Source organism: Ktedonobacter robiniae, assembly GCF_016587375.1.
GTDB lineage: Bacteria > Chloroflexota > Ktedonobacteria > Ktedonobacterales > Ktedonobacteraceae > Ktedonobacter > Ktedonobacter robiniae.
On the sequence record NZ_BNJG01000005.1, the window covers coordinates 1 to 24,812 of the forward strand.

Consider the following 24,812-nt stretch of genomic DNA (forward strand, 5'->3'; position numbering starts at 1 on the left):
AAGAATCCCGGCTTGACAAAGACATCCTGTGGTGGCGCTTGCGCCTGCTCCAGATCCATCTGACCTTTTGGGAAGCCGTGGTCCACGGGGATGATGAGCACCTGAGGAGCATGGAGCAGGAGATCGAGGTGGCGCTTGAGCGCGAGGAGGAGGTGATCTGGCACCTAGTGCCTCTCGCCTGTAGCTTCCTCCTTCACCACGTAGTCCGGCAAGAGGGCGCAAGCCTGGTGCCGCGGCTGCTCTTTGCAAAAAATCAGGCGACCTGGTCGTATGCAACCTGCAAGGTTGGGCAATGGCTGGCAATGGCGGCGTTGGAGGCGGGACAACTGCACCTGGCATACGAGGAGAGCAGGGAGGGTCTTGATCTGATTGGGCAAACCACAGGCTATGCTCTGCTCAAAGGCTACTTCGAAGTCGTACTGGCACGGGTGTACTATCAATGGAATCGCCTGGAAGAAGCACGCGGCTTGCTGGCTACGGTTGTTCAGGATGCCACTAGCTTGCTGAACCTGGATGTGCTCGCGGAAGGCTACTTCGAGAGTGTCAGCGTTGCACTTGCGAGAGGCGTGTGGTCGGAGGCTGAGTTCGCGCTGCATGAACTGGAGCGGTGGACGCAACGCGAGCGTTCGGCAGTCTTCTCCGGCTGGTTCCCCATCGCGCGAGCGCAGTGGTGGTTGGTGCAAGGACAACTCAAGGAGGCATCTGACTGGGTGAGTGGAGTCCATTTTTCAGAGGGGCCATGGGATCGGAGGCTGTATGATGCCTTCCCAACTGTGATCCGCGTGTATTTCGCTCAGCGGCGCTTTCGGGAGGCGTTGGACTTGCTGGAACGTTGGAGCGGACACCTGGATCGACCGACCAATGTCAGGATCACTATGGCATACCTGTCTCAGTTGCTGGTAGCGCTGCACCAAGCTGGACAGCACGAGCAGATCCGCGAGACCGCTGAGCGCCTCTTTGCTCTCACAGAGCCAGAGGGCTACCTGCGCGTGTACCTGGCTGAGGGCGAGCTCATGAGGGAGGCGCTTCAGGCACTGCTCTCCACATATGTCGGGCAGGACGAGGTGACTACTGCGACCAGAGTCTCCATCGCCAAGCTGCTCGTTGCCTTCGAGCAGGAGCCATCAGGTGCGAGCAGATCGCTCGAGGGGGCGAACCCATCCGAGCCTGCGCTTTCCTTGGCTCGACAGCTATCGGTTACTTCCTCTATGCCAGAGATTTCATTAACCCGGCGCGAACAGGAAGTCCTGCGCTTGTTGGCAACCGGAGCTTCCAATCAGGACATCGCTCAGGCCCTGGTGATTTCTCTGGATACTGTCAAGAAGCATGTCAGTAATCTGCTTAGCAAGCTGGGAGCGAGCAGCCGTACGCAGACGGTAGCCCTGGCGCGAGCCTACTCGCTTCTCTAGTGCCTCTTTCTTCCCAGCAGGTCGCCTTCCTGCCTTGCAAAATTACTCCTTTTCTTCCACTTTTGAGGACTGTGTTGGAGGGCATACCCGATCTATACTTTCCTCATGATCAGAGCACTCTACTGCAATTGAAGGAGAAGACCGATGCACTACCGCATTCACATCCAGGGGCACCTTGCTTCTGGGTGGCAAGACCGCTTTGCAGGATTACGCATCGAGCAGTAGGAGGGAGGCACCACACTGCTTGTAGGGACGCTGCCGGATCAGGCCGCGCTCTATGGAGTGCTCTTACGGCTCATCCGGATGAGTTTGGTACTGCTCTCACTCGAAGCGAACCAGGCGGAGGGTGACGAGGAGGCCGCACAACCCTCTTGAAGGGTAATGCGCCTTCCGCCAGAAACCAGGAGCACATGTTCTGCGCGCCGCACCAAATTTCAACATAAGGGATGGGTGCGCATTTGGGTCGCAAACAAGCAGTTTCCTGGCAGGTATTCTATTGATCAAAAGATGCACTTCTTTACATGTGACGTTTTTGGAGGAAACCATGGCAGTTAAAGACAACAAAAAAAACGACGAAGCCGAAATCAAGAGGGCCATTGAGCACTATGTCGAGGCGCTTCGGGCGAAGGATCTCGATGGGGTGATGGCCATATACGCCCCCGAACTGGTCTCGTTCGATATCGTCCCCCCGTTGCAATACGTGGGAGCAGATGCATACAGGAAACATTGGGGAGATGGGATCTCGTCGATTCCAGGCCCAATCAACTATGAAATTGTTGACCTGTCTATCACAGTGGGCGATGACGTGGCATTCGCCCATAGCTTCAACCGGCTAACCGCAACCATGCCCAATGGGCAGAAGATTGGTAACTGGTTGCGTTGGACTGCTTGCTTCCAAAAGATCGATGGCAAATGGCTGATCGTACATATGCAGGCTTCGGTACCTGTCGATATGGCAACGGGCAAAGCGGTGCTCGACCTCAAACCATAGCCATTCCCTGGGATTTTTCGGCAAAAGCCTGCAAGAACATGAAAGAGCGTGTCCAGAATGGTCGGCGCATGATGCCGCGGTGTCATAACGCTTGAACTACCTAGACAAGTAAGGAAAGCAATGAGCAATTTAGAGAGCATTGTTGATCGCTTCGAGATCGAGGCGCTACGCAGTGAGTTCACCGACGCAGGTATGATGTACGACTACGATCGCCTCGCGTCGCTGTTCACTGAGGATGGCGTGTATCGAATTCCCGATGTCAACATCGAACAAGTGGGCCGAGAACAGATCCGCGCCGGGAGCGAGCGGCTGAAGGGACAGTGGGACTACTTCGTGCAAACCACACACCCCGGTACGATCCAACTTCAGGGCGATACCGCAGTCGGCCGGGCCTATGTCTCAGAACTCATCCGCCTGCGCGACGGCAGCTCGTATCTGAACTACGCCGTGTTTCACGACCGCTACCAACGTACCGAGGGCGGCTGGAAGTTCGCCGAGCGCGTCTTCGAGGTCAGATACCTCGACACCACGCCGCTTGCCGGCTCTGCGCCCCAGGCAGCGGACGCGAAAGCTCAAGCGCAGAACGATCCCACGTCTTCGCCGAAATGAAGGGACATCACAGGATGAACTAGAGTTCCCGCAGTTCACGTGAAAACTCGCACCTGGTGAATAGACATTTGGAGGTGAATCTGGACAGATGCTAGACTTTCTTCTGTTGCTGAACGTTTTTTGCAGCAACAAGAGGACCGGCCATCCGTAACCTTCCACCAAATTCATCTCAAGATGTACAAAAGACAAGAAAGTGAGAACAATCTCAATGGCTACCAATTTATCACATTCCGAATTCACGCAACTGGCATCAGAATCGCAGATCGAGAAGACTGTCCAGGCGCTACAAGCGCACGGCATACAAACTGTCGTCTTTGAGACTGGCGAAGAAGCAAGCAAGTATGTGCTCGACCTGATCCCCGATGGTGCAGAGGTTTATGATTCGCCCTCACGTACCTTTGAGGCGATTGGCCTGACAGAGCAGATCGAACACTCAAACCGCTTTCAAGCGGTGCGCGCTCGGTTATCTATGCTTGATTACGTAGCCCAGCGCGACGAGAGGCGCAAATTGGTCGTGACCCCCGATATCCTGGTGGGTAGCATCCATGCAATCACCGAACAGGGCGAGGTGCTCATTGCATCAGGCACTGGAAGCCAGTTAGGTTCCGCTGCATATGGTGCAAGCAGGGCGATCTGGGTGGTTAGTACACAAAAGCTCGTGCCCACGCTGGAAGATGGACTTCGTCGTATCCGCGAACATTGCCTTCCCTTAGAGAGTGCGCGAGCCCAGCAGATATATGGCCAGCCCAGCGCCATCAATAAACTGCTGATCGTCAATGCGGAGCACGAGGCTGGTCGTATCACGATTGTCCTGGTCAAGCAGCAGCTCGGCTTCTAGGAAATGTGGGAAAGCGAAAGGGACTTTCTCATGGAATAGAGTCATCCATACTGCGGTTCGTAAACACACCATTAGCTTTGCTATCATCTCGCTGGCCCCGTTTTCAGCCTGGTGCATGTGTCAGTTTCAGGAAGCTAAAAACGTACCATGTTTCTCATCAAGCCATGCACAAATGGAATGATTGGGGATGGCTTCATGCAACACGCTTGCTTGAGTGCATGATGAGACGCTATATTGCCTATGTGTATTAGAAGGAGAGTGAGGGTGCTTGAGCGGGCGATTTCTTCTCGAAGTGAGATTTCCCAATGGCGAGCGCATGTGCAAGCACTCTTTGATGGCATATAGCAGCAGCTTTTATGCCTCAAAGAGTTTGGCAGGGCAACCCAGTATTCCTTTTTCGTTTCGCCTGAAAGTGAGCACTTCCTACAATTGCGGGAAGTGCTCACTTGTTTTTATGAAAGCAGAAAACCATATATATCGTTTTTCAACAATTTTGTGTTTCTGGGATTTCTGCTGGCGTACGCTTTGCTGCGCCTCTTGAGGCTTCAGCGATAGCTCACCACATACTCCCAATTCTGCATCCGATAGCCAGGCACTCTTTGATGAGGATATTTTTCAGTCTGTGACTCATCCTACCTCAGCGGCAGGCGACTGCAGATCTGTTGGCACGAGATCGCGATCTGCGTCTGTATCGTGATCCTGACCGACAAGCACAAGGATTGCCGTCTCCTCTCCTTTTCTACACAGGCATCTCAGGCCCAACATAGAAAGGATTTCTAACATAGCTGACTACCGAGAGAGAGAATAGAGAGCCGTTCAGTGGGGGCAACTTGCCTCAGGGCTTCGGAGACGTGGTAGATTACATGTTGCAGCGCGAGATATTCTTCCAGGCTGAAATCTCTTGTCGCCTGCTCGTGATGTTGTCGCGGAGCCACGAGAGTATTCCCATAGAGTGTGGGATGGTCTCTCACGGATGTTCTCTCGTCTTATGATGCTTTGACCACGGGAATATCTAAGGCTCGATATGGCTCCAGCACTTCATCTGGAACGCTTTGTTCAGTAATGATTGCTGTAAGCTCACTCAACTGACCTACAATGTAGGGAGAGGCCGTATTCAACTTCTCTGGTGCTGTTAGGGCGATGACCTCTGAGGCGCTGGCGATCATGGCACGCTTGAGGTACGCCTCTTCAAGGTGATTGGTGCTAATACCCACAGAGGGATGTAAGCCGCATACCCCAAGAAAATAGATATCCGCGTGCATCATACGTATGGTTTCGAGTGTGGCGGTTCCAAGTGTGATCATGGCTTCTTTGAGGATGTTGCCTCCCAAGAGTACGATTTCAATATGTGGATGATGCGCTTCTAGTGCTACTGCAACGTGAGGATTGTTGGTCACTACTGTCGCGTGTAGGTCTTGGGGGAGATGCTGGGCTACCTGGACATTGGTCGTGCCTCCATCTAGAAGAATCACTTGCCCGTTACGCACGAATGGGATGGCGGCCCGTGCGATAGTTGCTTTTCTCGCGGGCGCTTGTGTTTGACGCGAAGTGAAGTTCCCAAAAGCCGGTGGACGTGGTAAAGCTCCACCATGAACACGCTGAAGTGCCCCCTCGGCTGCCAATTCACGCAAATCACGTCGAATGGTATCTTCCGAAATGCCGAGTTCTTCGCTCACACGTTTAGCGACTACTTTTCCCTCTTGTGAGAGCACCCGCAAAATATATTGTCTTCGTTCCGCTGTAAGCATCCCTCTCACCTTTGCTCGTTTTTCCATGTTTTTTTCTATTGTTGCCGAATTGGGGGGAGATAGGTACATGAAATTCCTTGACATTGCACGAAATTGTACATATCATCTTGAATATGTATAGTATAGCATACATGGAAAGAAGGTCTGGCAACCATGCAACGCTTTCACTGCGACGCCATTTTATTCGATCTCGATGGTGTGCTTGTGGACTCAACGGCTTGTGTAGAACGGTTGTGGTATCAATGGGCCGTTCGACATGGATTCGATGCGCAGGAAGTTATTGCGTGCGCCCATGGCAGGAGTACTGTTGATACTATGCGTGCTGTCGCTCCCACCCTTGCCATTGAGGGAGAGGCTCGACGTATGGAACAAGCGGAGATAGAAGATACGCAAGGGCTTGTGAGCATCACTGGAGCCGCTGACCTCTTGACTGCCCTGGCACCTTTCCAATGGGCAGTGGTCACCTCTGGCTCACGCGCGCTTGCTACCACTCGTTTACGTGCGGTTGGCTTGCCTTTGCCATTGATCTTTATTACTGCCGAAGATGTAGCTCAAGGCAAACCTTATCCCGAAGGGTATGTGATGGCTGCGAACCTGTTAGGAGTAATACCTCAGCGTTGTGTTGTCATTGAGGATGCGCCAGCAGGGATTCAAGCCGCACACAAGGCTCATATGACTGCTATTGCGGTCGCGTCCACGCACCAACCCTCGGAATTGCAAGCCGCTCGAGTGTGTGTGCCATCATTGGCGGCTCTTCACGTGAACCATCAGAAGGGATTGGATCAGGTCAAACCATCTTTGACAATTACGATAACGAGAACAATATATGATCAGCTTCACGCTCTCTAATGCTCAGTCATTGAAGGTGGTTGTTCCACTGGATGAAAGAGTATGTGGAATCACTGTTGAGAATATGTAGGGATTGACAAGCGTGAAGACTCAAGGACGCTGACATTACCTTGGATGTTTTTTATCTTCGATTTACCCACGGATTGCGCAATGAGTGTGACGAGCCCATTGAGGCGGAAATCAATCGGTCGGATATGAAGGAAGCAACGTCCTCTGTACGCTCACAACTGAGCCAAATGATATACTACTGATATACTGTTGAAGAGCTATCCTCTTCATTTGGCTCAACGAGTAGGATTTCCCGCTTGCATCTGACATCAGAGGGAGTTATGGAGTATCTGATCATCTATCAAGGCCAAGCAATCGCAAAAATCACCCATCCAGAAGCGGATGTTGGGCAGGGCATCGTCATTGGCCCGTTTGTCCCGTTTCCAGCTTATGAAAGCGTTCGCGCTGTGTTTCAGATCTCTGGGCAGCTTATCGCTGCTGAGCTTGAGAGCGGGAGACGGAACGAAGGTGCCTGGCAGCAGTACTACCAACAGCGAGATGTGCTTACGCAGCGTCTCTCTATTACCACTCTTGATGATCTCCCAGTGGAAACCACTTGGATCGACATCCTTGACTGCTCGGAGGACATGGGAGACGATGGATACGAAGCTCACTTTGTGGTGGCGACTCCTGAATTCTTCAAGGATGTATTGCTCTGGGATCAGAGAGCAGAAAGGGGCGGGGCACCCTTTTCAAGCTGAAAGCATGTGGAGGCGCTCCGTGCCTCTGTTCTGGAAAGAAAGAAGGCCGGATCGATAGGTGGAAACCGGGCCTATCAGCCACCTTTCTCCGCTGGCGTTCCCTCTACACCGCGATCAGACCGAGCCAGATAGCAAAGCTCTCTGGGATACCGAACAGCTTGAACGTGAGCTGGCCAGCCTGAGCCTCGCGGGCATTGCGTGCAAGCCGCTCATCCCACGACAAGCGGTAATGAGCACGCTGGGCCCGAGAGATCGTCGGAGGGGAGACGATTGGGGTGGGAGGAAGAACTGGCCCCATCTGGATGTCCAGGCGTTGGCGGTGCAAGTGCAAGCACGCCTGCCGTTGATGTCGCCGGCTCCAGTCCCGCCAAAGCAGCGGATCCGATCCCACCACCAGGGGATGAAGCAGAACGCTGACCTGGCGCGGTTTGGCCGTTGTACTGCCGTTCCATTGGCACTGCTCGCGCAAGGGACAGGGACGACAACTCCGAATGCTGGCCCCATAGACCACGCGCAGGCTCCCATCGGCTTCTCGGCGCTGTTCATGCGGCAGGAGCGCGCTCCCAGCAGGGCAACGCACCGTTCCATCGGGCTGGAGCGCAAAGTCCTGGCCTGAAAAGCGACCAGCCTTCCATGCCGAACCCACTTCTGGAGGAGCATAGCCAGAGGCAGGCGCTGCGTGTGGTGGAGGTGGTGGGAGAGGAGGAGCAAACTCGGTCATACGCAGTGGCTCTGGTGTGAGCTGATGGCCCAGTTCGAGTCTCAGGTTCCACACCCATTGGGAGACCAGTTGCCAGCATTCCTGTCCCCAAGCCGAATGGCTGCACCACCGGTCGGGATCGATCTCCTGGTCTTCATCTGAGAGGACGGGCTCAAAAGCGCCGCGATGCAGGTACAACTCAACCACATCGCGGGCGGTAAACGCCTGTTGGGGCAGGTTGGTGAAGAAGAGTTCGTAGACCACTCCTGCGCGTGTGACCCCAATGGGACTCTTCTTTTTGCCTGCCGGATGGGTCGCGACGAGCACGCGGCAGGAGACGCCATCAGATCCCACCGGGATCTCTGGGCAATCGTAGAGGCTGCGCTCCATCTGACTTTCGGGACGCTGCTGGATCTGATCAGGTGGGAGATGCAACCGGGCCGAGACGCTCGGATGATCGAGCAGGTGATAGTCTTTCCCACGGGTCACAAACGCGAACCCCGCCACCTCGGCGAGCACGGCCCCATTGCCATATAGCCCATCGAGCCTGAGCAGCGTACGTTCTGGGGAGAGTTGATGGGGCGCCAGATACCGGCCAATGGCCGCAAGCCCCTTGCGCAGTTCCTCGCGATAGTGTCCGTTCCCGCGATTGCCAAACGTGCCTACCCACTGATAGCTGTGCGCCTGCGACACCGTGGTCCTCGTCCTGGCCGTTTCCCCCCGTTTGCGGCCCCGGTAACCAGGTGCGCAGACCTCATCCAACCGGCGAAAGGGCGGGGGCAGCTCATCGGTTTGGGGTAAAGCACGTTGGCGGGCGGCTTCCCGTGTGCCGTCGATATCGAACACGGTCCAGGGGGCACCCTTTCGATCCACCAGTCCTCCAGTTTGCTTGTCGGGGGTCAGAGGACGCGCGAGCAAATCATCGAGAAAGAGGGTCCGCAGCGCTTCGACCGGAGCCTGGGTGAGCGCTGCTAAAAAACGCGAGAGCGCTGAGCGTGAGGGGAGCCGGTCGCGATCAAACAGGGCCATGAACGGGACGGCAAACGGCTGGAGTCGCTGGTAGAACTCCTCGAGCGTGCGCTCTCCGCTGATCGCGTAGCCGAAAAGCACCGCGAGGAAGTCAATCACCTCATACTGGCCAAAACGCTTCCGCGCAAAGCGGACCTGCTCGTTGATCTTCTTGAACACACCCTGCGTGCGAAGATACGTGCTGATCACCACGACTTCTCCAAACCACGATGGGGTTGAGAGGTTCGACTCCGGAGTGGTCTGGATTTTCACTGAACCATCGGCGATACTGGTCATACCTGGACCTCCTTGTTGAGAACAGTTGTGATCGTTCTCTTCAAGGAGCCACATTTCTACGCCGATGGGCTACCAGTTACAACTCGTTGCGCAATCCGTGGGATTTATGAGTCAGTTGACATACATTGGATTCGAGGCAACCTGAGCTTCCGCCTCTATCTTGTAGAGGCGGAAGCCACGCGTTCTGCTTCAGAAGTCTTCTCTCTCTGGTCCTATTCATTCCATGGTGACTGGAGGACGTAGTCACAGAAGTTTGGTCGCTTGTAGCCTGGAAGGAAGCGTTCGCATACATCCGACTTGATGTTGCCAAAGGTCGTCTCTGGTTTATGTGCGAAGCCCTCAAGGAATGCATGCAGGATCTTGTGTTTAAAGCCATCGCGTGGGAAAGCTGCTACGACCTGCCCACGAACCTCTTCGGCAAGATCCTCATAGCCTTCTCCTATGACATCGAGGCCAACGCCAGCATTGACCAGAGCCACAACAGGTTCTTTATATTGCGCAACGCCAATCGTTGTATGGAGTGCAATAGCATCCCAAACCAGTTGAATTGAGGCGTGAGGAATGCCATGACTGGCAAGAAAATCACGGGCGGCATTGGCCCCATCTACCTCGAAGCGTTTGTCCTGGCTGCGGTACTTCTCTGTTAGCCCGAGATCATGGAAGAGCGCGCTAATGTAGAGCAATTCAGGATCATAGCGCATCCCTGTCTGGTGCCCCTGTAGGGCTCCGAAGAGGTAGACGCGATGTGAATGGTTCCAAAGCAGTGGGGTCCCATGTTCGCGCAGGAGTTCTGCGGCTTCGTTGGCCAGGGAACTATCAGGAATGGCAATACCAGCAATGGTTTTCGGCATCGTATTAGACTCCTTATGTAATTCGGAAACACTCTGCAATACAGGAGCTCCTTATTTCAGCTATTGGACATCTGGTCAGGGGCAATGCAGATAAAGAGTAATGACAACAGAACCCCTTGCAAAGATGCCAACACCATTTCATTGTAACGGTAGATCACGTCGCCGACTTTCGTTTGCTAGTACATCAGAACGACATGTAGTCCTGCCCCCTTGTTGTAACTCCTTCAAGGGAAACATGGATATAGTATAATCATCTTCTTCTATCCTTGCCAGGGGCAAATTATGTGTATATGAGGATGAATCTCGCCAGGACTCAGGGAACTGTTTTCAGCTCTATAAGGGCCGTCTGTCAGCACGGATCTGCAAATACCTGGGCAAACTCGGGAAAAAGCACCACTACCGCCGGCAAGATCTGATTCTCGTACCGGACAGCCTCTTCGCTCCAGTGAGTGTGCTTGCACACTCACTCGCGAAAGGTTGTGGCCTGCTCGCCTTCACTGGGATCAGCAATGCCGCTTCTCCCTTCCAAGTCGGGACTATTGTCAATAGCGCCGAACATTTGACCCATTTGTAGCGTTTTCAGATTGACCCCCCTTCTACTCAGGGTTTTGCTGCTGCTGCTTTCGCTTTTCACGGTACGATCTTTTATCCTGAAAGACTTCCCGCCGGCCGCAATCACCTCTACATGATGAAGCAGGCGGTTCTTATACAATCTTGGTGAAGGATGGGCTTATCTGAACGAGGCATCTCTTTCTTTGAGCACGATATCCATATAACCAGGTTCGTATTGAAGAAATTATTCCTAAGATTGTGTAAGACGCAACTTTCACCCAGATGACGAAACAATGCTTGCGTCTGTTCTAGACACTCAGAACTATTTTCCCGCGCAGATGACCTTCTAAGAGGCGCTCGTAGGCTTGACGAGCTTGTTCCAGAGGGTACACTTTCTCGATCCGTGGTTTAAGATGCCCTTCATCGGTGAGGTGAGCAAGCTGTATAAGATCATCGGTGTCGGCTTCAACGATGAACCAGATTCCTTTCTTTTGGTACTGCTCGGCATATTTACTCACCAGATTATAGGCGTTGCTGGCAATCCCTACATAGGTCCCCTCTGGTTTGAGCAATGTGAAGCTCGCTTCAATCACCGAGGCTCCCACCACATCGAAGATAAAGTCGATATCACTCACTGCTTCAGCAACGTTGGTCGTGATATAATCGATCACTTCATCAGCACCAAAGCCGAGTAGAGTCTCGCGATGCTGTCCAGAAGCCACGGCGATCACGTATGCGCCTTTCCGATGAGCGAGCTGGACGGCATAGTTACCAACACCCCCAGCGGCCCCGTGGATGAGGATACGCTGCCCCGCTTGCAGGTTTCCCTTCTTGAAGAGTGCCTGCCAGGCAGTGAGTGCCGAGAGGGAAAGAGCCGCGCTCTCTTCATGAATGACTGATCGGGGTCGTAGGGCAATCCGATCGGGAGTGACAATGGCATATTCAGCCCAGACACCATCGCGATCAAAGCGAGGAGCGGTAGCGCCCAGCGTCCCTCCTCTTCGGGATGAGAGCGGACATGATAGCGAGGACACGTGGGGGTGTGGCATTGACTGATGGCTATCCTGAGCTGGAAGATCCCTTCCAACGTGACCACTTTCCGCCGAGTGTTGTACGCAATCCACAAGGGATTGCCACACTGGGAACAGGTCCGTTGAAGCGGCCTCAAGCTCGCTGTGAACTGCGCTTCGGGTTTGGGGGTCCGCCGGGCCATCGTCTTCCTCCTTGTCTCAACACAGGCCAGCTTTTCCCCTTGAGCGTACACCTGCTGTCAAGTGGAGTTTTCCGCTCAGCTTTTTTGCTGAATGGCAATCTTGCCTTGAGCTCCGCTCATTTTCAGGGACTCGCGCTTCAATAGCAGAGGCATCGAAGCATCCTTGCCATCAGTTCAATCGCTTCTGCATCCTCTAGCCCTTGCTCGCGTACGAGCGAGCGCCAGGTTTGAAAGCTGATGGCATGCCCAATCGCGGCATGAATCCGTGCCGAACACGTTGCATCCTGGGTTTCCCATGCCGAAGCCAGGAGGTCTCGGACTTGCTCCCAATACGCGAAGGAGGGAGCCAACACTTCGCGCAGCATTGGCTTTTCTTCCATATCATGCAGGGCATGCAGAGACATCGGCTCGGTGCGACGATGAAACGCATAAATCTCACGCAGTCCTGTGCGCAGCCGCTGCTCGGCATCCTCGATGCTTTGCCAGGGTTTGGGATCGGGAGGAGGGTTGAGCGCCTGATAATGGCTGGTGCAGGCGATGGCAAGCGCACGCTCATCTGGGAAGTGGCGGTAAACTGTCAACCGTTCGACGCCTGCCAACTCCGCGATGGCACTGATGGAGGCATTGGCTCCTCCGACCGTCTGATGGAGGAAGACCGCTGCTTCGATAATGCGCTGTCGTGTCTCCTCCTGACGTTTCGCACGTTGCTGTAACATGTATTTGCGCGCCATAGATTCGTTTCCTTTTGCTTGCCTTTCCACATTTCGCTAAACAGTAGTGTTCAATGATATTGACAAACCCGAATACATTGGTTATGCTTGGTTCAAAATCATGATATACTCTTGTTTGCCGAAAGGAAAGGAGCACCCCATATCCCTCTAACAGAACAATGCCGTCCTCACTCGGTTTGTCGATTTCATTAATACCGGCCAGACGGCCATCGCCGACGAGGTGGTAGCCCTTGACTTCCTCGAACGTGATCCCTTCCTTGGTCAACAAACCGGCCGTGAGGGTCTCAAAGCGGCCATTCTCATGATTCGTGCCGCCTTTCCCGATCTGGAGTGGGTCGTGGATGAAATGGTCGCCGAAGGGGAGGCGGTCGCCAGCCATTTTACCTGGCGTGGCACCCATCGCGAAGCCTTTTTGGGTGTGCCTGCGACGGGCAAGCGGATCACAGTGACGGGCATGGTCTTTGATCGCGTGGTGGAGGGCCAACTGGTGGAGAGCCAGATTCTCATGAACACCCTGGCTCTCCTGACCCAACTTGGGCCATTGCGCTGCCCGCACAGCCACCTGCCTAAGCCGTTTCCAGGGAGCGGATTGAACTGGAAGGTACGCTGTAGCAAGGGAGGTGGAGCAGAGCAAGAGAAAGAGAGAAGATGATGAAAGACCGTTTCCAGGATTTGTAGTTGTCCCGGTTTGGATGAAACAGCAATTTTTGGAATGCAGTCGATGCATACTTCGCCTACAACGAAGGAATAAAGATCGACCACCCGCGTGATATGAGAATTTTTCTTCCATTTCTTTCATTGGATGCCCGTTCGCAGGACATACACGATAGCTTCAAACATGGCTCGATCATCGGCGGCTGGTCGTCCTCCCTTGGGATGAGGAGGGCGAACAGGAATCAGAGGACGAACATGTTCCCACAATTCATCGCTGACTTTCCAGGGGTGCGTTCGAGCCATATGTTTGCTTCACCTCGCTTGGTTTTTCTTTTCATTGTACCAACCGGTTTTCGGATAAGCTCTTAATCAAGCCGCTCGTGCAAGAATTCAATGGTCCGCTCCCAAGCCACGCGAGCAGCCTGGGCGTCATACTCTGGGCGATTCTCCTCGAAGAACCAATGTGTCGTTCCAGGATACGTATAACTGGTGATCGGCCTGCCCGCGGCCTGGATCTCCTGCTCCATCTCCGCAAACGCCTCAGGCGGATCGAAAGGGTCATTTTCCGCGAAGTGGCAGAGGTACGTAGCCCTGGCACGGCTATATTCCAGTCCGGAGTAGGCGCAATAAAAGGTCACGACTGCGGCGATCTCCTCGGTCAGATTGACAGACAGGTCGAGCGCGTAGGCACCTCCCAGCGAGAAGCCGGCGACAGCGAGCTTGCCGTGCCCACCCGCCGGAGGCGTCGCAACGTGTTCGCGCAGGACCTGCACCGCTCCCGCGATGTCGCCGCGCACCCCCTCCTTATCCTGATTCAACGCCGCGACCAACGCTTCCGCTTCCTCGACCGCAGCGGTCGTCTTGCCATGATAGAGGTCGGGGGCGAGTGCCACAAAGCCCGCCTCCGCAAGCCGGTCGCAGATCTGCCGGAACGGCTGTGTCAGCCCCCACCAGGCATGCAGGACCAACACCCCTGGTCCGCTGCCTTGTAAAGGCTCGGCCAGATAGGCGCTGATCGTTCTCCCCTCAACTTGAAATTCTCTCATACTGCTCTTCTTTTCTCATCTCAAGATTTCGTTTTATGGTTCTGAGTTTACCAGGAAAAGCGGTTAAAATCCGTCCGTATTGCTCGTGCTTGCCCGATTTGTGGTCATCACGAACGCATTGCCCAACTTGTCCCTTGCCTGATCCACAGAGAACCTTTCTGCCATGAATTTACAACCATCACGTTCTGTGACCCGCTCCAGGGGCAGTTTTCCAGGTGACTAATAGCTGTGCTGGTAAAAAGCGCGAATGTTCGACGATTTTTAAGCTGAAACCTGGGAAATCGGCGCGAATGTTCGACAGCACAGCCATTGACTACCGGCAATGCCGCTCTAGAGGCAAGTTGTTGCGCGCCGTTTTTGTAAATTCGCAGGAACAAAATACCTGAAATGTTAGAATGTTAGTGTAAATCCCAGAATTGAGTAAGGTAATTTCTGCATGATTATCTGAGGTAAGGGAGACAAGTTACCTGGCTGAGTATGATCGTCTCCTCAGATACTTGCGAAGAAATTGCCTCACTCAATTCTGGGATTTACAGGGTGGGGACAATGAGGGTCCATAGGCGCTTTTTTGAGACGCAAGTGGGGAAACCTTTCGACTCTCATTTGACCTTGTTCTGAGTTCTGACAGAACCCCTTCGAAAAGGATCAGTCCAAAGAGGAAGCCGAGGAGACAGCCCAGGGCAGGCGGCGTTCCTCGTGAGATGGTGTGGAGTCGTCATCTCAACAGAACAGGAGCAAGGAGGGCTTCCACCCTTTGCATTCCTCTTTACTTCTGCAACACAACCCTTTTGCGAAACCCTGAGACACGTTTGCCACTGGGGCTTAAAACCCGGTTTCTTCGTCAGTGGAACGATCCCATTGGATGTCAGTGAAATTCACCCCTGGTTGGAGCACGAGGTTCATGAGAATCAGCCAAGGAATACCTCGCAGGTCGGTCCCCTGGAAATTCGCCCCATTCACTATGGCGTCTGTTAACTCAGCTTGCCGTAAGCGAGCATTTCTGAGGTCAGCATTACTCAGCCTTGCTCCTTCCAACCTTGCCTTGTTCAGCTTTGCTCCCTGCAAGATGGCGTTCATGAGCCGCGCCCCGCTGAGGTCCGCATAGCTGAGATCCGCATAGCTCAAATTGGCTTCTTGCAGATTGGCTCCATGCTGGCTCATTGTATGCAGATTGACTCCGCACAGGTTGGCACCTTGCAGGTTGACTCTAGACAGATTAACTCCACGCAGATCGGTTTCGCTCAGGTTGGCGCTATCTAGCCGTGCATTTTCCAGACGGGCTCCACGCAAATCACTCCCGCGCAGATCAGCTTTGCTGAGCGTACAAGTTCTGAGATCGGCTTTGCGCAGATCACTCTTGTTTAACTTCGCCGCAGACAGATTGACTGAGATCAGCTCGGCTTCGTAGAGATTGGCTTCACTCAAATTTGCCTCGTGCAGGTTGATGCGGATCAGTTGAGCCTGGCACAGGTTGGCTTCGCGTAGATCGGCATTGGTCAGGTTGGTATCATCGAGAACGGCATTCGTCAGATTGGCTCTGCGCAGGGTAGCATTGGTGAGATCTGCATGCTTCAAGCCAGCTCCTTTCAATTGAGCCTCGGAGAGATTGGCTCCTCTCAAATCGACATCATAGAGCCGGGAAACATTCAGATTCCCTTTGACCAGGTTGGCTTCTCTGAGGTCCGCCTTGTGCAGGCTGGCTGCGGACAGATCGGCCTCACTCAGATTGGCGCCGTTTAGCTGTGCGAAGCGCAGATCAGCCCTGCGCAGACAGACTCCGCGCAGGTCGGTCCCGCGCAGGTCGACTCCGCTGAAGTCAGGCCGTAGCACATTCTGTTGCTCTCTCCACTGGTTCCACGCTCCGATCCCCTGCATGAGTTGATCAATACATTCCTGATCTGCTATCGGATTTCTCCCTGGCTTGTTTCAAGGTTCTCCAGGCTTTTAGGAAATGAGCGAGAGAGCCTGGGAGGGCACGTTTCCCTGGTCCGTTTTTTTGCCTGGTCTCACCTGACCAGGTTGGCTTCTCTCACGCTTTCTCGTACCTGGCTGACTGGCATGCTCTTCTATTGTATGCCAGCTGAAAGAAACGTGGCAAGAGGCGTAAGGAGAGAAACCAGCACTCTGAAGTTCTCGTATTGTCAAGTTGATGCCTGAGTTGAGCAATGTGAGAGAAGAGCCCCTTGCCAAGATAGAGGTAATGTCCGAGTCTGTCAGCGGTTTGAGCACCACCGCCAGTTTAAGATGTAGAGGGGAGGTTTGTGATACAGCTGCATATTCGTTACTTGTGCTACAGATGACGAGGGGGTATGGATGCTCCAGGTAGGTATTGATAGCGGCGATGCATTGGGATCGTGCTTCCTCTAGCATTTCATTCAAACCATCAAGCAGGGGAATAATCTGGTGTTCCATCACTAACTGTTGGGCGAAAGATCTCGAAATACCATATCTTTTGATGAGTTGTTCAATCATCCAGAGCACCAGGGAATGCTGGTTGATTGTCCACTCAGAAAGCCAGAAAATAATAGGGATGGGAGCTTGCTGGTCGGTTTCAGCGCGCTGGAGAAGATGTTTGTCTAGGATATAGAGCTGTGTCGATTTTCCAACACCAGGTTCGCCCAAAATGCACAGTTCCTGGTGCGCCTTAAAATAGACATCAATGATTGACGTTCCGTCCTCACGTGGTTGCTCAGGGAGATGGGGCTCCCTAACAGCCAGGGACAGGGGATTAAAAACCGCACCTGGCTGAGAAACCAGGTGCACGCTGAGCGTATCGGCTAGCTGGAGCGATTCCCGAGAAATTCCTTATACCATTGCGTCAAGTACTGATGTAGACGGGTGCGATCCTGCGAGTTCAATTCAGGTGAGTGATGGGCAGGCTGTATTGCTGTCGCCTTACTTTCCTTTGCTACTTGGATCGATGCGAGGCGAACCAGAATGGTGAAAGCAAGAAAAACGCCGACCACTGGTAAAGTAATGGCAAGATGGTCAAAAGCCCAGCTAAGGGGAGTATCACTCACGTCCCAGCCTTTGTTTTTGGTAATTGACCAAGTGGCAAGGACACTGATGAGCCATCCTATGATCCCTGAGACCCAAATCAGAACAACGACATTCCAGCAGTGATGAAGGTGTTTCCATACTCCAACGATTTTCCCCAGCCTTACCCTCATAGGACGTTCCTTTCGGTAGGACGCTCTTAACAATATCTACATCTTATAGTATAGAACGTAGAAGCGAAGACAAGTTAAAGAGCATTGCATGAATTAGAAACGAGATGCGTCTCTTTTGTCCTTGTGAGCCCACTGAGGTTGATTTCTCCTCAATATTTTGTTCTGTATAATGGGTCAGCGCATCTAAACCTTACCGATGTTTTTCTTTGTCAAGAGGGAGGAACGCGCCGATGTGTTTCATTGCATGAAAAAGGCGCACTTCTCTCCTTCCCCAGATCAAACGCCTGTCGGGGAGATGATTCGTTTTCGAGGAGAAGGTGCAAGCACGCTCTTTACGCGTCAGATACCTGCAGTCCCTGCTTGTAGAAATGCTTTTCCCTCCTCTAGTGAGGGGAGCCGGATCAGCTTCGTACTTTTCCATCCAATAGTTTCCAGGTCTTCTCCCATCTTCAGGCGCATAAGTTCACGTCTCACAAATTCACGTGTCTTCAGTCCGGCTCGATTCTGTGCTCCGATTTTGCGGGACCACACGACAAACTTCAACGCCACCTTCTCTGGCTCGGCATACCGATCAGCCTCATGATTGGTGAGGACGTGCCAGACCACAACCAGGAGTTTGCGGGCAATAGCCACAATCGCTTTGTTTTTCCCAAGCCGCATTGAGAGCCGTTCAAATTGTGTTTTCCAATGGGGATGATGCTCGACGGCTGTCCAGGCTGCGCGCGACCATGGCCATACGCAGTTCCCGTCTCCCTTGTTTCGTAATGGCTCCCGTACGATACGTTTGCCCACTTCGTTGCGTGGAATACAGCTTTTTGTGCCGTTTTTGGCAACTATGAAACGAAGTCCGAGCGAGAGCGAAACTTGATCTGGAGATTATTCATGTCACCTTCTTTCAACGAAGAGTGGGAGGAGCATGCGCGAGTGTATCTGGCGCAATTTCGTGCTGGATATGATCGTTTCATCGAAGATCCCTGGTGGGCACAACACATCGCAGAACTCTCCCATTTCAGCTCGAAGTTTCGGGAATTATGGGCACGTCACGAGATGCTCAATGTTCCAGAAGGGCGGAAATCGATGCATCACCCGTGCGTAGGAGAATTGGCCTTTGAGTTTCTCTTGTTCCAGACGGTTGATTCCTGCGATCTTCGGCTTCTGATTCACACTCCGCGTCCCAACTCTGGGACTACCGACAAAATCGAGCGGCTTCTGGCCTTTGAGTAGGAGAGGAAGCATACCGTCTCAAAAGCCATTTACAGCCAAGGACGCTCGCGCTTACCTGATCAAAGGAAAAGGTGCCAATTTACTTACAAGGCGCCGATAGAAGAAGCCAGATGCCCAACCTTTGAGCGTCATGTCTCATCGCTTCTCGTTCAAAGTCGTCCTGGCCTTGGGCTCATGTACCACAGCAACTCGTTGCGCATCGCGTGGGAGAGAGGAACAGAAGTATCAGGCAAGGAAGCGCAGTGATGCTTCCCAGAGGCGATCAGCATTCTCGGCATTGAGAGCATAGGGGGCCACGCCACTCGCGTAGCCATTGCCATTCGTCACCACGAGAGCCTCGTTGCAGTCCTCGAAGTATCGTCCACTTACGCCCTGAAGGAGCGGCGATGCGGCCAATAAGACAGAAGTGGCAGCGCCCTGCTGTGGCGTTTTCCGTCGCTCCGGTGGGGTCCGAAGCCCGCCGACGTGACGCTGGAGGTTGGTGGCAATCGCCCCTGGCATCAAGGCATTGGTCGTAATGCCATCGTTTGCCCAGCGAGCAGTGGCTCCGACTGCGAAGAGGATGGTCGCAGTTTTGGACTGTCCATACGCAAGGAGTGGATCATAGGGGCGGAAGGCAAAGTGAAGATCGTCGAAAATCACTGGCGAAATTAGATGTCCAGAGGAACTGACCATGACAATGCGTGCGTTCCCCGTAGCGGCCAGCGCGTTGTGAAGACCGAGGGCCAGGGCAAAGTGTCCCAGGTAATTGGTGGCGAACTGCATTTCCCAGCCCTCAGGTGTACGCTGTTCTGGCATGGCCATGACACCAGCGTTATTGATAAGGACATTCAACGGTCTGGTCCATCCAGCAACAAACTCGGCGATGGATGCTCGATCAGCTATGTCGAGCCAGGCGGCATGAACATTCTGGTTTCCCGTGGTGGCGATGATGTCTGCTGCAGCCTGCTTCCCTGTGTCGGTATTTCGCACAGCGAGCGTCACCTCGGCTCCAATGTGGGCCAGCGTTCGTGCCGTTTCCAAGCCGATCCCCGATGCCCCTCCGGTAATCACCACCTGTTTGCCCGACAAATCAATGCCTTCTGCCACTTCATCAGCAGTAGAGAGAAATCCAAAAGGCGTCGTAATACGTTCCATAATCGTTCCTTTCATTCACTATGTAAGCTTTGCGGCAATACGATGATTTTCTTCAGTTATGCGCTGGGCCGCCTCGGTATCTCCCCGTTCCAAAGCATCCCAATAGGCAACTTTTCCCTCAAGATACTGTTTTCTGATTTGTAAGCGCTCGATCTGGTATTCGAGTTCTTTGGCATGAGCATGAAAGAGTTCCTTTTGTTGTGTAGCGCCCTGCGTTCCTTTCTCGAGCAATTGCAGATACGTTCGCATATCTTCTATTGAGAGACCACTGGCGCGAAGGCAAGCAAGTGCATTGACCACACTCACGGTATCGGCAGGGTACCGTCTGTGACCGCTACTTGGATCCCTCGGAACAGGTTGTATGAGGCCAATCTTCTCGTAGTATCGAAGCGTCGGCTCAGGCAGACCACTCTGTTGAGACAATTCTTGAATCGTGAATGATTCCGACTTTGACATGGTTGGTGCATTTCTCATAGCTCTAGTATAGAGAACTTAAAGCGCTTTAAGTCAAGAGATCAAACCCGAGCCGGCAAATGCCTGGCGCCCCGGTTGTTGGCGGAATGGGGAGACAACCGCCAACGCTATGCTATGCCCAGCTGCATCGCCGCCCTGGCGGGAACCTCGCCGGTGCCTTTCGAAAGCGGCAACTATGCCACTGTTCATCACCGCTTCGCCTGCGTGAAACCCCTGCGCAATGCCTTGCACCAATTCGCCTGGCAATCGACGAATCAGGAGCCATGGGTCAAGACCTATTACGAGCGCAAACGCAGGGAGGGGAAAAGCCGCAGCATGGCCGTTCAGGCCCTGGCAAACGTCTGGGTGCGCGTGATTTTTGCCATGTGGCACAAGCGCGAAGCCTATCAGTGCGATACCTTTGAAACTGCTCAGCGCCAGCATGCTCGACGAGTTGCCTAATCCTCTTTTCCAGTTCTGAGCGGGGCAAACGAGCAGCAGGCAGGCAAACCAGCATGCTACCCGCCTATTGAGAACAGTGCGGGAGGTTTCCTCATGTCTGATCCTGGCGTTCTGTGGCTTCATGGCTCGCTTCTCTGTTTCTCTCTATCTATCCAGGGACTTGACAGAGAAGTTCTCGTGGGAAGGGTGACCGTAAAGGTCGAGCCTTTCCCAACGACGCTGTCCACCGTGATGGTTCCCCCATGAGCCTTGACAATCTCCGCGACAATGTATAATCCCATGCCCAGGCCGGGGATCGCTCGCCGGCTCAGATCCGTGACCCGATAGAAGCGGTCAAAAATCTTGTCGCATTGCTCGCGCGGGATGCCCAGACCATGATCGCGGACACGGATCGTGACCGTCTCAGGGGAGGCGGAGAGATCCATCTCGAGCGTCTCTGCGCCTGGAGAATACTTGATGGCATTGCTGAGCAGATTGGTGAAGACCTGTCTGAGCCGGTCTTTGTCTCCAACGAGTGTGCAAGAAGTTGCGCCACGTACCACAATGGTATGCGTCGGAGAGAGCTGCTGCATGGTGTCGGCCACCTCATGGAGCAACGCATCCAGATCGACCGTCTCCCGGATGTACTCCAACCTGCCTGCCTGGATCTTGGAGACATCGAGTAACTCTCCGACCAGGCGTTCCAATTGCTTGACCGGTCCCTCCACCCGGGAAAGGAGGGCGGCAGCCTCGTGATGGGTTTGCTTTTCCAGGCGCTTTCGCACCAGTTGGGTCTGCATCTTTAAGGTGGTAAGCGGCGTCTTGAGCTCATGGCTAGCCATGTTGATAAAGTCATCCTTGCGTTGTTCGAGCTCCTTGCGCGCCGAATTATCCAGCACAAAGTTGATCGCCTGGAGTGGGGAATGCTGGAAGATGACCCCGCACACGAGCACCGGAAGGCGACTGCCATCTTGACACACGTACTCTTTCTCATAGGGCGTCATCGACTGCTGGACGGCCAGTTCCTGATGGGCCTGCCGGGTGCGAGCCAGATCCTCTGGAGCTGTCATGTGCATCAGGTTCATGCGCCCGGCACGCAGGTCTTCGCAGGTATAGCCGGTCATGCGCAGAAAGGTATCGTTGGCGTCCACGATCTGTTCGCCTTCAGTGATAGTAATGCCGATAAGCTTGGATTTCATCAAGGCATTCACGCGCTCCTGGCTCTGGCGTAAGATCTCCTCGATGCGCTTCTGGTCCTCGATGTCGGTGCTAGTGCCAAACCATTTGACGATCTGGCCTGCTTCATCGTGCATTGGCATGGCGCGGGCTAAGAACCAGCGATAGTTCCCTGTTTTGCCATCCCTGAGACGATATTCGATCTCATAGGGTTCACCCGTTGCGAGCAAGTGACGTCGAAGAGCCAGTACCTGCTCAGAATCATCAGGGTGCAAAAACTGGCTCCACCCATGGCCCAATGCTTGCTCAGGAGAAGCACCCGTGTAGTTATAATAGCGCTGATTAAAGTACATCGCAGTGCCATCTGGTTGAATGGTCCACACGAGCTGCGGCACCGTTTCGGCCAGCACACGAAATCGTTCTTCACTCTCTTTGATCCGTTCTTCGATGCGCTTCTGGTCCTCGATATCGGTGCAGGTGCCAAACCACTTGACGATCTGGCCTGCTTCATCGCGCATTGGCACCCCGCGCGTTAAGAACCAGCGATACTCCCCCGTCTGGCCATTTCTGAGACGCTCTTCGTGCTCATACATGATTCCCGTGTCCAGGGCATGATGCCAGTGCGCTCGGTTGCTTTCATGATCATCAGGATGGATGAACTGGAGGTGAGCCCAGTGGTCGCTTTGCATGTGCTCAAGCGTCAACCCGGTGTAGTCGCCCCAGCGCTGGTTCACATACTCGTGCAAGCCGTCGGGTCGTCTCACCCACACGAGCTGCGGCACCGTCTCGGCCAGCACGTGCAAGCTCTCCCGGCTTTCTTTGAGCTGCTGCTCCGCCTGTTTTTTCTCCTCAATGTCGGTGCTGGTGCCAAACCACTTGATGATCTGGCCTGTTTCATCACGCACGGGCATGGCGCGGGCTAAGAACCAACGATACTCCCCTGTAGTACCATCGCGCAGGCGCTGTTCCCCTTCATAGGGCTTGCCTGCCTGGACGGCGCTCTGCCACCCCTCCAGGACGCGTTGCCGGTCATCGGGGTGGATGGCCTGGAGCCAGCCGCACACTTGGTATTGTTGAGGGGTCATGGTGGTGTAGTCAGCCCAACGTTTGTTCCCGTATTCAGCAGAACCATCGGAGCGCATAATCCAGACGTGTTGGGGGATGGCATCAACCAGGACACGCAGTTCTTCTTCGGCCTGCTTTTTCTCATGAATATCAGTGCATGTGCCAAACCATTTGACGATCTGGCCTGCTTCATCGCGCATCGGCATAGCTCGGGCTAAAAACCACTGATAGGCTCCGGTCGTGCCATGGCGCAGGCGCTGTTCTGTCTCAATGGGAGTGCCTGTTTTCCTGGATATCTGCCATGCGTCCCGGATGCGTTGCTGGTCATCGGGATGGAGGCACTGGATCCACCCATCACCCTGTCCTTGTTCGACGCTCAAGCCGGTATAGTTGAGGCAGCGTTGATTAGAATAGTCGAGAGAGCCGTCTGGTCGCATGGTCCAGACCTGCTGGGGGATGGCATCAACCAGGGCATGGAGTTCCGCTTCGGCGCGTTTGCGCGCGGTGATATCCCGGCCTGCGTAGATGAGGTACTCGACGTGTCCGTCTGCATCCAGATGCGGGGTCATCGTCACTGCAAGGTCCAGATACCACCCTCTTGAGGGTGTATCCTGGCCTCAAAGTGCACGCTTTTCCCCGGCTGGCTTGTTCAATCGCAGTGTGTAATTGCTGCTGGACCGCCGGATCATACGACCACCAGGGGGGGTCGATGAATGGTTTGCCGACCACCTCTTCTCGTCGGCAGTGTGCGTCTGCTAAGGGACGCTGATTGATTTCCAGGACCAGCCCCTCAGGGGTTAAGACCGCCATCCGGTCAGAGACGCTCTCCAGCAGGTTCAGATATTTCTGTTCACTCTGACGAAGGGCATCCTGGAACCGCTTCGGTTCCGTGTTTTCCTGGAACAAGACCGCGAGGCCCACGCCGGTGGGTAATAGCTGTGCATGGAACCAGGTCTGGGTCACCGGGGAACGATAGTCCACTTCGGTCCATTTCCGCGTTTGTCCAGCCTTGAGCACAGCCTGATAGAGCGCGGTGCTCATCAGGTGGGGAGCGCCACTCCACAAGGGCTTGCCACATACGTCCTCTCGTGTGGCTCCGGTGAGCGTCTGCGCGCTCGCATTAGCATAGACAATTGTCGCGGCGTCATCGACGACAAACAAGGCACCAGGAAGTGTCTCAAGAAGCGTGAGGAGCGTCTCACTCGAGGAAGGGGTGAGGCGCCTGATATGCTTTGTATCCGACATAGTGCGATAGATGTCCCTTTCACATGTCCCCATCCCTGGGAGCGAAGATGCGTACCTGCTCTGACCTCAAGCAGTCTCTTGAGATGATGTGATAGCTTCGAGAAAGAAGTAAACTGTACAATTTGATGCTGGTGAAATCGCTCGTCCACCTGGCGATCACATGGACATCCCGCGCCTTCGCACACGCATCAGCAGACGTGGGTCCACATGAGGCTCGCTTACCGCAAAACGACCCCAATGTATCGCCAGGACCACCCTATGCCCCTGGCACCAGCAATTCAGCGACCGATTGCAACAGTGTTTCCAGTTCAAAGGGTTTCCGCAGCGTTCTGAGATGCTCTTTGCCGCGGGCTTCTCGTGGTACATCCGCACTCATCAGGAGGACAGGGATGCGCGCCCACTTTTCCTGGCTCCTCAGCCAGCCCACCAGTTCCAGACCGTTCATCCCAGGGAGATGATAATCCAACAGCATTAACGCGGGAATAATCGTTTGCAGGGTGGTCAGTGCTAGCTCCCCACTCAGGACATGCAGCGCCTCATAGGCTTCCTGTCGGAGGGCATCCAGCAGGAGATCACCCAGGAGAGGATCATCCTTGACGATGAGAATATGTATGCAGTATATCTGTTCACATCCTGCCTGCTGGCTCTTGTCCATC

Annotated in this window: 24 protein-coding genes and 3 pseudogenes; 10 read left to right on the forward strand and 17 right to left on the reverse strand. The window is 54.0% G+C overall.

Features of this window, described 5'->3' with window-relative positions:
* The 4 genes from JMJ04_RS48455 to JMJ04_RS42490 all read left to right on the forward strand — a co-directional run.
* The coding region (locus JMJ04_RS48455; protein ID WP_307811817.1) for a LuxR C-terminal-related transcriptional regulator at positions 1 to 1,409 on the forward strand (1,409 nt) is incomplete at its 5' end.
* 544 nt (positions 1,410 to 1,953) lie between these two features.
* Positions 1,954 to 2,400, forward strand: coding sequence for a YybH family protein (locus JMJ04_RS42480; RefSeq protein WP_201376458.1), 447 nt, complete (start codon positions 1,954 to 1,956; stop codon positions 2,398 to 2,400).
* 120 nt (positions 2,401 to 2,520) lie between these two features.
* A complete protein-coding gene (locus JMJ04_RS42485) occupies positions 2,521 to 3,009 on the forward strand; it encodes a nuclear transport factor 2 family protein (protein ID WP_201376459.1) in 489 nt (162 codons plus the stop codon).
* A gap of 208 nt (positions 3,010 to 3,217) precedes the next feature.
* Positions 3,218 to 3,847, forward strand: a complete 630-nt coding sequence (locus JMJ04_RS42490; RefSeq protein WP_201376460.1) for an LUD domain-containing protein — start codon at positions 3,218 to 3,220, stop codon at positions 3,845 to 3,847.
* Positions 3,848 to 4,623: 776 nt separating this feature from the next.
* On the opposite strand, the gene JMJ04_RS42495 is transcribed toward JMJ04_RS42490, so the two are convergent.
* Both JMJ04_RS42495 and JMJ04_RS42500 read right to left on the reverse strand, forming a co-directional pair.
* A complete protein-coding gene (locus tag JMJ04_RS42495; RefSeq protein ID WP_201376461.1) occupies positions 4,624 to 4,782 on the reverse strand; it encodes a hypothetical protein in 159 nt (52 codons plus the stop codon).
* Positions 4,783 to 4,833: 51 nt separating this feature from the next.
* A complete protein-coding gene (locus JMJ04_RS42500) occupies positions 4,834 to 5,595 on the reverse strand; it encodes a DeoR/GlpR family DNA-binding transcription regulator (RefSeq protein ID WP_201376462.1) in 762 nt (253 codons plus the stop codon).
* A 153-nt stretch (positions 5,596 to 5,748) separates the two neighbouring features.
* On the opposite strand from JMJ04_RS42500, the gene JMJ04_RS42505 reads away from it, so the two are divergent.
* Entirely contained in the window at positions 5,749 to 6,444 is a 696-nt protein-coding gene (locus tag JMJ04_RS42505) for an HAD family hydrolase (RefSeq protein ID WP_201376463.1), read from the forward strand.
* A 305-nt stretch (positions 6,445 to 6,749) separates the two neighbouring features.
* Positions 6,750 to 7,193 carry a hypothetical protein gene (locus JMJ04_RS42510; RefSeq protein ID WP_201370538.1) on the forward strand — a complete coding sequence of 148 codons (444 nt, stop codon included), beginning with the start codon at positions 6,750 to 6,752 and terminating at the stop codon, positions 7,191 to 7,193.
* A gap of 103 nt (positions 7,194 to 7,296) precedes the next feature.
* Here the strand turns inward: JMJ04_RS42510 and JMJ04_RS42515 are convergent, their stop codons facing one another.
* The 3 genes from JMJ04_RS42515 to JMJ04_RS42525 all read right to left on the reverse strand — a co-directional run bounded on the left by JMJ04_RS42515 (position 7,297) and on the right by JMJ04_RS42525 (position 11,650).
* On the reverse strand, positions 7,297 to 9,198 hold the full coding sequence (locus JMJ04_RS42515) for a hypothetical protein (RefSeq protein ID WP_201370539.1): 1,902 nt from the start codon (positions 9,196 to 9,198) through the stop codon (positions 7,297 to 7,299).
* Between the two features lie 212 nt (positions 9,199 to 9,410).
* On the reverse strand, positions 9,411 to 10,049 hold the full coding sequence (locus tag JMJ04_RS42520; protein ID WP_201376464.1) for an HD domain-containing protein: 639 nt from the start codon (positions 10,047 to 10,049) through the stop codon (positions 9,411 to 9,413).
* An 860-nt stretch (positions 10,050 to 10,909) separates the two neighbouring features.
* The gene (locus JMJ04_RS42525; protein ID WP_201376465.1) at positions 10,910 to 11,650 is read right to left on the reverse strand and encodes an NADP-dependent oxidoreductase; all 741 of its coding nucleotides are present in this window, start codon (positions 11,648 to 11,650) and stop codon (positions 10,910 to 10,912) included.
* On the opposite strand from JMJ04_RS42525, the gene JMJ04_RS42530 reads away from it, so the two are divergent.
* Entirely contained in the window at positions 11,644 to 11,958 is a 315-nt protein-coding gene (locus JMJ04_RS42530) for a hypothetical protein (protein WP_201376466.1), read from the forward strand. The genes JMJ04_RS42525 and JMJ04_RS42530 overlap by 7 nt on opposite strands.
* On the opposite strand, the gene JMJ04_RS42535 is transcribed toward JMJ04_RS42530, so the two are convergent.
* Positions 11,952 to 12,545 (reverse strand): TetR/AcrR family transcriptional regulator, encoded by a 594-nt coding sequence (locus JMJ04_RS42535; protein WP_201376467.1) that lies wholly within the window; start codon positions 12,543 to 12,545, stop codon positions 11,952 to 11,954. The genes JMJ04_RS42530 and JMJ04_RS42535 overlap by 7 nt on opposite strands.
* 175 nt (positions 12,546 to 12,720) lie before the next feature.
* On the opposite strand from JMJ04_RS42535, the pseudogene JMJ04_RS42540 reads away from it, so the two are divergent.
* Positions 12,721 to 13,197 (forward strand): annotated as a pseudogene (locus JMJ04_RS42540) (ester cyclase); the annotation flags it as partial.
* 149 nt (positions 13,198 to 13,346) lie between these two features.
* Here JMJ04_RS42540 and JMJ04_RS42545 read toward each other — a convergent pair.
* The 6 genes and pseudogenes from JMJ04_RS42545 to JMJ04_RS42570 form a co-directional block, all read right to left on the reverse strand.
* Positions 13,347 to 13,502 (reverse strand): annotated as a pseudogene (locus tag JMJ04_RS42545) (transposase); the annotation flags it as partial.
* Between the two features lie 62 nt (positions 13,503 to 13,564).
* A complete protein-coding gene (locus tag JMJ04_RS42550; RefSeq protein WP_201376469.1) occupies positions 13,565 to 14,245 on the reverse strand; it encodes a dienelactone hydrolase family protein in 681 nt (226 codons plus the stop codon).
* 822 nt (positions 14,246 to 15,067) lie between these two features.
* Positions 15,068 to 16,120 (reverse strand): pentapeptide repeat-containing protein, encoded by a 1,053-nt coding sequence (locus tag JMJ04_RS42555; RefSeq protein ID WP_201376470.1) that lies wholly within the window; start codon positions 16,118 to 16,120, stop codon positions 15,068 to 15,070.
* Positions 16,121 to 16,189: 69 nt separating this feature from the next.
* Positions 16,190 to 17,008 carry an NACHT domain-containing protein gene (locus JMJ04_RS42560; RefSeq protein ID WP_201376471.1) on the reverse strand — a complete coding sequence of 273 codons (819 nt, stop codon included), beginning with the start codon at positions 17,006 to 17,008 and terminating at the stop codon, positions 16,190 to 16,192.
* 14 nt (positions 17,009 to 17,022) lie between these two features.
* Complete coding sequence (locus JMJ04_RS42565) at positions 17,023 to 17,415, reverse strand: hypothetical protein (protein WP_201376472.1); 393 nt, start codon at positions 17,413 to 17,415, stop codon at positions 17,023 to 17,025.
* Between the two features lie 339 nt (positions 17,416 to 17,754).
* The gene (locus JMJ04_RS42570) at positions 17,755 to 18,075 is read right to left on the reverse strand and encodes a hypothetical protein (protein WP_236039104.1); all 321 of its coding nucleotides are present in this window, start codon (positions 18,073 to 18,075) and stop codon (positions 17,755 to 17,757) included.
* 192 nt (positions 18,076 to 18,267) lie between these two features.
* Between JMJ04_RS42570 and JMJ04_RS42575 the strand changes: the two are divergent.
* A pseudogene (locus JMJ04_RS42575) lies at positions 18,268 to 18,639 on the forward strand (MmyB family transcriptional regulator); the annotation flags it as partial.
* Positions 18,640 to 18,864: 225 nt separating this feature from the next.
* On the opposite strand, the gene JMJ04_RS42580 reads toward JMJ04_RS42575, so the two are convergent.
* Both JMJ04_RS42580 and JMJ04_RS42585 read right to left on the reverse strand, forming a co-directional pair.
* Positions 18,865 to 19,776, reverse strand: coding sequence for an SDR family NAD(P)-dependent oxidoreductase (locus tag JMJ04_RS42580; RefSeq protein ID WP_201376474.1), 912 nt, complete (start codon positions 19,774 to 19,776; stop codon positions 18,865 to 18,867).
* Positions 19,777 to 19,794: 18 nt separating this feature from the next.
* Positions 19,795 to 20,232 carry a MerR family transcriptional regulator gene (locus JMJ04_RS42585; RefSeq protein ID WP_201376475.1) on the reverse strand — a complete coding sequence of 146 codons (438 nt, stop codon included), beginning with the start codon at positions 20,230 to 20,232 and terminating at the stop codon, positions 19,795 to 19,797.
* An 81-nt stretch (positions 20,233 to 20,313) separates the two neighbouring features.
* On the opposite strand from JMJ04_RS42585, the gene JMJ04_RS42590 reads away from it, so the two are divergent.
* The gene (locus tag JMJ04_RS42590) at positions 20,314 to 20,691 is read left to right on the forward strand and encodes a transposase (protein WP_268887439.1); all 378 of its coding nucleotides are present in this window, start codon (positions 20,314 to 20,316) and stop codon (positions 20,689 to 20,691) included.
* Between the two features lie 119 nt (positions 20,692 to 20,810).
* Here JMJ04_RS42590 and JMJ04_RS42595 read toward each other — a convergent pair whose 3' ends face one another.
* The 3 genes from JMJ04_RS42595 to JMJ04_RS42600 form a co-directional block, all read right to left on the reverse strand.
* Entirely contained in the window at positions 20,811 to 23,480 is a 2,670-nt protein-coding gene (locus JMJ04_RS42595) for a PAS domain-containing protein (protein ID WP_420799596.1), read from the reverse strand.
* Positions 23,374 to 24,156 carry a PAS domain-containing protein gene (locus JMJ04_RS49275; protein WP_420799591.1) on the reverse strand — a complete coding sequence of 261 codons (783 nt, stop codon included), beginning with the start codon at positions 24,154 to 24,156 and terminating at the stop codon, positions 23,374 to 23,376. Before JMJ04_RS49275 ends, JMJ04_RS42595 begins: the two co-directional genes overlap by 107 nt.
* Positions 24,157 to 24,412: 256 nt before the next feature.
* Positions 24,413 to 24,811 carry a response regulator gene (locus tag JMJ04_RS42600; protein WP_201376477.1) on the reverse strand — a complete coding sequence of 133 codons (399 nt, stop codon included), beginning with the start codon at positions 24,809 to 24,811 and terminating at the stop codon, positions 24,413 to 24,415.
* Position 24,812 lies beyond the last annotated feature (1 nt).

What these genes read in the sequence shown, in the direction of transcription:
- JMJ04_RS42480 (WP_201376458.1), top strand. Translation starts at nt 1,954, where the DNA reads ATGGCAGTTAAAGACAACAAAAAAAACGACGAAGCCGAAATCAAGAGG.
- JMJ04_RS42485 (WP_201376459.1), top strand. Translation starts at nt 2,521, where the DNA reads ATGAGCAATTTAGAGAGCATTGTTGATCGCTTCGAGATCGAGGCGCTA.
- JMJ04_RS42490 (WP_201376460.1), top strand. Translation starts at nt 3,218, where the DNA reads ATGGCTACCAATTTATCACATTCCGAATTCACGCAACTGGCATCAGAA.
- JMJ04_RS42500 (WP_201376462.1), bottom strand. Translation starts at nt 5,595, where the DNA reads ATGCTTACAGCGGAACGAAGACAATATATTTTGCGGGTGCTCTCACAA.
- JMJ04_RS42505 (WP_201376463.1), top strand. Translation starts at nt 5,749, where the DNA reads ATGCAACGCTTTCACTGCGACGCCATTTTATTCGATCTCGATGGTGTG.
- JMJ04_RS42515 (WP_201370539.1), bottom strand. Translation starts at nt 9,198, where the DNA reads ATGACCAGTATCGCCGATGGTTCAGTGAAAATCCAGACCACTCCGGAG.
- JMJ04_RS42520 (WP_201376464.1), bottom strand. Translation starts at nt 10,049, where the DNA reads ATGCCGAAAACCATTGCTGGTATTGCCATTCCTGATAGTTCCCTGGCC.
- JMJ04_RS42525 (WP_201376465.1), bottom strand. Translation starts at nt 11,650, where the DNA reads ATGCCACACCCCCACGTGTCCTCGCTATCATGTCCGCTCTCATCCCGA.
- JMJ04_RS42535 (WP_201376467.1), bottom strand. Translation starts at nt 12,545, where the DNA reads ATGGCGCGCAAATACATGTTACAGCAACGTGCGAAACGTCAGGAGGAG.
- JMJ04_RS42550 (WP_201376469.1), bottom strand. Translation starts at nt 14,245, where the DNA reads ATGAGAGAATTTCAAGTTGAGGGGAGAACGATCAGCGCCTATCTGGCC.
- JMJ04_RS42555 (WP_201376470.1), bottom strand. Translation starts at nt 16,120, where the DNA reads ATGCAGGGGATCGGAGCGTGGAACCAGTGGAGAGAGCAACAGAATGTG.
- JMJ04_RS42565 (WP_201376472.1), bottom strand. Translation starts at nt 17,415, where the DNA reads ATGAGGGTAAGGCTGGGGAAAATCGTTGGAGTATGGAAACACCTTCAT.
- JMJ04_RS42570 (WP_236039104.1), bottom strand. Translation starts at nt 18,075, where the DNA reads ATGCGGCTTGGGAAAAACAAAGCGATTGTGGCTATTGCCCGCAAACTC.
- JMJ04_RS42580 (WP_201376474.1), bottom strand. Translation starts at nt 19,776, where the DNA reads ATGGAACGTATTACGACGCCTTTTGGATTTCTCTCTACTGCTGATGAA.
- JMJ04_RS42585 (WP_201376475.1), bottom strand. Translation starts at nt 20,232, where the DNA reads ATGTCAAAGTCGGAATCATTCACGATTCAAGAATTGTCTCAACAGAGT.
- JMJ04_RS42595 (WP_420799596.1), bottom strand. Translation starts at nt 23,480, where the DNA reads ATGACCCCGCATCTGGATGCAGACGGACACGTCGAGTACCTCATCTAC.
- JMJ04_RS49275 (WP_420799591.1), bottom strand. Translation starts at nt 24,156, where the DNA reads ATGTCGGATACAAAGCATATCAGGCGCCTCACCCCTTCCTCGAGTGAG.
- JMJ04_RS42600 (WP_201376477.1), bottom strand. Translation starts at nt 24,811, where the DNA reads ATGGACAAGAGCCAGCAGGCAGGATGTGAACAGATATACTGCATACAT.